The organism is Actinocrinis sp. (assembly GCF_035605935.1).
In the GTDB taxonomy this organism is placed as follows: Bacteria; Actinomycetota; Actinomycetes; order Streptomycetales; family Catenulisporaceae; genus Actinocrinis.
Map to the genome: position 1 here is coordinate 1 of NZ_DATNGK010000137.1, position 3,637 is coordinate 3,637.

Below are 3,637 nucleotides of genomic sequence, written 5' to 3' on the forward strand. Positions count from 1 at the left end.
GGTGGCCGAGGCTGGTGGCGGCGTCGCCCGCTCGCTGACGTACAGCGCGTACACCAGCACCAGCCCGGCCACCGCGCCGAGATGCGTCGCCAGCCGCCCGAGTTCGACCGCTCCGGACGCGAGGTCGCGGGCCGACAAGACAACGAGCACGCCGACGAACGCAACCAGTAACGGCAGCAGTCCGGCCGCGCGGCGCGGGGCGAACGCGGTGGCCAGGAACGCGGCACCCAAAGCAACATTCCAGGCCGCGGACTCGTGGGCCGCGTGCGTGACCATGGCCATGTCGATGGTAGTGCCGAACAATGCCGGCACCGCGATCGCGATTTGCACCAACCCGACGGCGGCCAGGCCCAGCTGGGCGAGCCGGCGGCGGCGCCGCACTCTCGCGGCCGGCAACGCGACCTCGGCGAGTATCCGGTCGGCGAGATCCGGAGTGTCCTCCCGGCCGACGCGGGCGAGGCGGCTCAGCCGCGTCGCCTCCGCGACCCATCGGGCACAATAAGGACAGGTCGCGAGGTGGTGGTCAAGCCGCGACGCCGGCATCCCGAGCGGCTCCCCGTCGAGCCGAGCGGAGGCGGCCGCGCGGAATCGGTCACAGCTCACGTGGGAATCAGTCGTCTGGCGGGCGCGGTTGGTTCCCGAGCCAAGCAGATTCTTAACCAGGAGACGAGAGTGGACGGGGTCGACGAGATCACGGCGGCGGCGCTCCGCGCGCGGCGCGGCGATCCGGCGGCGGCCCGCTCCTTCGTCAACGCGACCCAGCGCGACGTCTGGCGCGCGTGCGCGAACCTCGTGGATCGCGCGTCCGCCGACGACCTCACCCAGGAGACGTACGCCCGGGCATTCACCGCATTGCACCGGTTCGCCGGGCGGTCGTCAGCGCGGACCTGGCTGCTGGCAATCGCCCGCCGGGTGTGCGCGGACGCGATTCGGGACGCCGTGCGATCGCGGTCAGTTCGTGCGCCATCGCCGAACCAGGCCGCGGATCCGGCCGATGCGGTCACCCTGGATGCGCTGCTCGCGACGCTGCCCCCGGATCGGCGGGAGGCTTTCGTGCTGACGCAACTCGTGGGGCTCCGCTATGCCGAGGTTGCCGAGGTGTGCGGCTGTCCGGTCGGCACCGTGCGGTCGCGGGTGGCGCGAGCCCGCGCCGACCTCGTCGCGGCCTACGGCGACGATGCGGGACGCGCCGCTTCGCGCTGAGTCACGGTCGCTCGGGCGCCGATCTCGTGCGTAACGCTCCGCTCGGCGACGAAGGACATGAACGGGATCGTCCCGGAAATCATCACTAATCCGAGCCGGAGCAGCGGCCAGCGAAGACGTACCCCGAGATCGAGCGCCGTCAGCAGATAGACGATGAACAGAAAGCCATGCGCCGTGCCGACGACGGCCACCGGGCCGGGCGTATCCGCAAGGTACTTCAACGGCACAGCCACGAAGACCAGCAGCACCAACATCACGCCGGTGACATAGGCCATGACCCGGTAACGCAGGTAAGCGCCGCGGTAGCTCGTGGTCAACGGGCGGGTGCGCTCTCCGTAGACCGATGAGGTCATTCGTCATCCTTGGCTGAGGATTGCGCCGCCAGTCGAGCGAGGTACGCGTTGTAAGCGGCGTGTTCCGCGTCGGCCGCGACCGGCGGCGAGGTGGCACTGGATGGCATCACGTAGCGACGGTAGGGCACCTCGGCCGGCTCCGGAGCGGTGGGTGTTGCCTCGGCGACGTCCCGTTCCACGCCAGCCTCGTCAGTTGCGGTCCGGGCTGCCTCAGGTGTCGGAGCAGCGTCGTGAACGAGCCGCAGCCACATGAACACCGCGAAGGCGGTGAACGCCCACCATTGGAAGGCGTACGAGTAGTTCTGGATCGAGCCGTGATGGAGGTGCGCCACATGCCACTGCCAGCGACCGAGCAGAACCATGGTCACGCCCGCGGCCACGACGACGACATGCAGGACCAGCCAGCGCGGGCCGAACAGGAAGCCGAAGCGGCGGACCACGTTACCGACGGTACGTCAGCGCACCGTGAACCACACCAGGCAGCCCACCCCGAGGGCGAGGCAGTAGATGCCGAACGGCCGCAGCGACCGGTTGGCGAGGTATCGCGTCAGGAACCGCACCGACAGGTATGCGCCCACGCCCGACATGAGCGACCCGAACAGCACTTGCCCGCGAACGCCCTCGCCGAGCGGCCCAGTGAGATCGCCCAGCTTGAGCGCACCCGCCGCCAGGATGACCGGAGTGGCGAGCAAGAAGGAGAACCGCGCCGCGTCCTCACGGTTCAGGCCCCGCAGCATGCCGGCGACCATCGTCACGCCCGATCGAGAAATACCCGGTGCCAATGCGAGAATCTGTGCCGACCCAATGAGCGTCGCCTGGCCGACCGGCTGCCGAGCCAACTGGCGATCCGATATCGGACCGGTCGTTCGTTCGTCGACATATTCGGTGTCGACCGTTCGGTCGCGACGGCGCAACGCCTCCGCGCCGAGCAGAAGCAGGCCGTTGATCATGATGAAGATGGCGGTCGGCACGGGCTTGGACAGCGTGGTGCGGAACCAGTGTTCGGCGACGAGCCCCACCAAACCGACGGGGATCGTCGCGAGAACCAGCAACCAGGCCAGCCGCTGGTCGGCCGTACGTACGCTCCGGTGCGCGATGCTGGTGATCAGCCCGGTCAGGATACGCAGCCAGTCGCGCCAGAAATAGATGATCAGCGCCACGGCCGTCGCAACGTGCAGGCCGACAATAAACGCGAGGTACGGCGACTCCGGCGACCTCACGTTCAGGTCGGCCTGCCACGAGCCGCCTATGACCGCGGGAATCAGCACGCTGTGCCCGAGGCTCGACACCGGAAACAGCTCCGTAATTCCCTGCACGGCGCCGATCACGCCGGCTTCGAGCCAGCTCATGTGGTGCATAGGTCCCCCTGTCCGCGCCTCGTTGCACGAGACATCGGCATCATGTCCGAGCCGGGCGGTGGAACGCGAACTGTCGTCTGGGGAACTGCTGAGAGCGCGCCCGTGTCGCTACGAACCCCGCGGACTCTGTCTTGGCTGACGGCCGCACCCGCCCGGAGCGCCCTTAGCTCCCTCACAGCATATTGATCGCGTGTTCACAGCCGACGCGATGCTCGCAGCGAGGAACTGGAGCGAACGTCTAGTTTGTGCCCAGCCATCGCGCCGGCACATTGCTGGCCGCCCTCGTGGTTGGCGCTTGTCTGCCACTCGTCTTCGCCGCGCCGGCCGCGGCTGATCTTGTCTCGGACGTACAGGCCGCCGCCCAGGTCGCCACCGACCAGGGCTACCGCACCGGTGTGGCCGCGCTGGACCTACGCACCGGCAAGTATCTGAGTGGCGGCGAGGACACCGCGCCGTTCGCCAGCGAGTCCGTCGCGAAGGTGCTTATCGCGACACAACTCCTTGCTACCGGGCAGATGACCGGTGCCACCGCGGCGACTGCCTACGAGATGATCACCCACTCCGACGACGATGCCGCCAACGCGCTGTATGGGCTGGCCGGCGGCGACGACGTGATCAACCTGGTCGCTGCCCGCTACCAGATCCCCTTCCTGGGCACGCCGCCGAACGAGTCCGGTTGGTGGGGCAATACCGAGATCACCGCCAAGGGAATGGTCTACCTTT

Annotated in this window: 5 protein-coding genes and 1 pseudogene; 2 read left to right on the forward strand and 4 right to left on the reverse strand. The window is 68.4% G+C overall.

Going from position 1 to position 3,637, the window contains the following annotated elements; all coding sequences use genetic code 11:
* The coding region (locus VN779_RS11795; protein ID WP_325722528.1) for a zf-HC2 domain-containing protein at nt 1-603 on the reverse strand (603 nt) is incomplete at its 3' end.
* A 69-nt stretch (nt 604-672) separates the two neighbouring features.
* On the opposite strand from VN779_RS11795, the gene VN779_RS11800 reads away from it, so the two are divergent.
* On the forward strand, nt 673-1,203 hold the full coding sequence (locus VN779_RS11800) for a sigma-70 family RNA polymerase sigma factor (protein ID WP_325722529.1): 531 nt from the start codon (nt 673-675) through the stop codon (nt 1,201-1,203).
* On the opposite strand, the gene VN779_RS11805 is transcribed toward VN779_RS11800, so the two are convergent.
* From VN779_RS11805 to VN779_RS11815, 3 genes are read right to left on the reverse strand one after another with little or no spacing between them, the layout of a single operon-like run.
* The gene (locus VN779_RS11805; RefSeq protein WP_325722530.1) at nt 1,167-1,556 is read right to left on the reverse strand and encodes a DUF3817 domain-containing protein; all 390 of its coding nucleotides are present in this window, start codon (nt 1,554-1,556) and stop codon (nt 1,167-1,169) included. The two genes, VN779_RS11800 and VN779_RS11805, sit on opposite strands and share 37 nt — an antisense overlap.
* Nucleotides 1,553-1,996 (reverse strand): hypothetical protein, encoded by a 444-nt coding sequence (locus tag VN779_RS11810; protein WP_325722531.1) that lies wholly within the window; start codon nt 1,994-1,996, stop codon nt 1,553-1,555. Before VN779_RS11810 ends, VN779_RS11805 begins: the two co-directional genes overlap by 4 nt.
* Nucleotides 1,997-2,011: 15 nt before the next feature.
* Complete coding sequence (locus tag VN779_RS11815) at nt 2,012-2,914, reverse strand: undecaprenyl-diphosphate phosphatase (RefSeq protein WP_349260745.1); 903 nt, start codon at nt 2,912-2,914, stop codon at nt 2,012-2,014.
* 245 nt (nt 2,915-3,159) lie between these two features.
* Between VN779_RS11815 and VN779_RS11820 the strand changes: the two are divergent.
* A pseudogene (locus tag VN779_RS11820) lies at nt 3,160-3,637 on the forward strand (hypothetical protein); the annotation flags it as partial.

Excerpts from the sequence above, each read along its gene's own strand:
- VN779_RS11815 (WP_349260745.1), bottom strand. The coding sequence starts at position 2,914 with ATGCACCACATGAGCTGGCTCGAAGCCGGCGTGATCGGCGCCGTGCAG.
- VN779_RS11805 (WP_325722530.1), bottom strand. The coding sequence starts at position 1,556 with ATGACCTCATCGGTCTACGGAGAGCGCACCCGCCCGTTGACCACGAGC.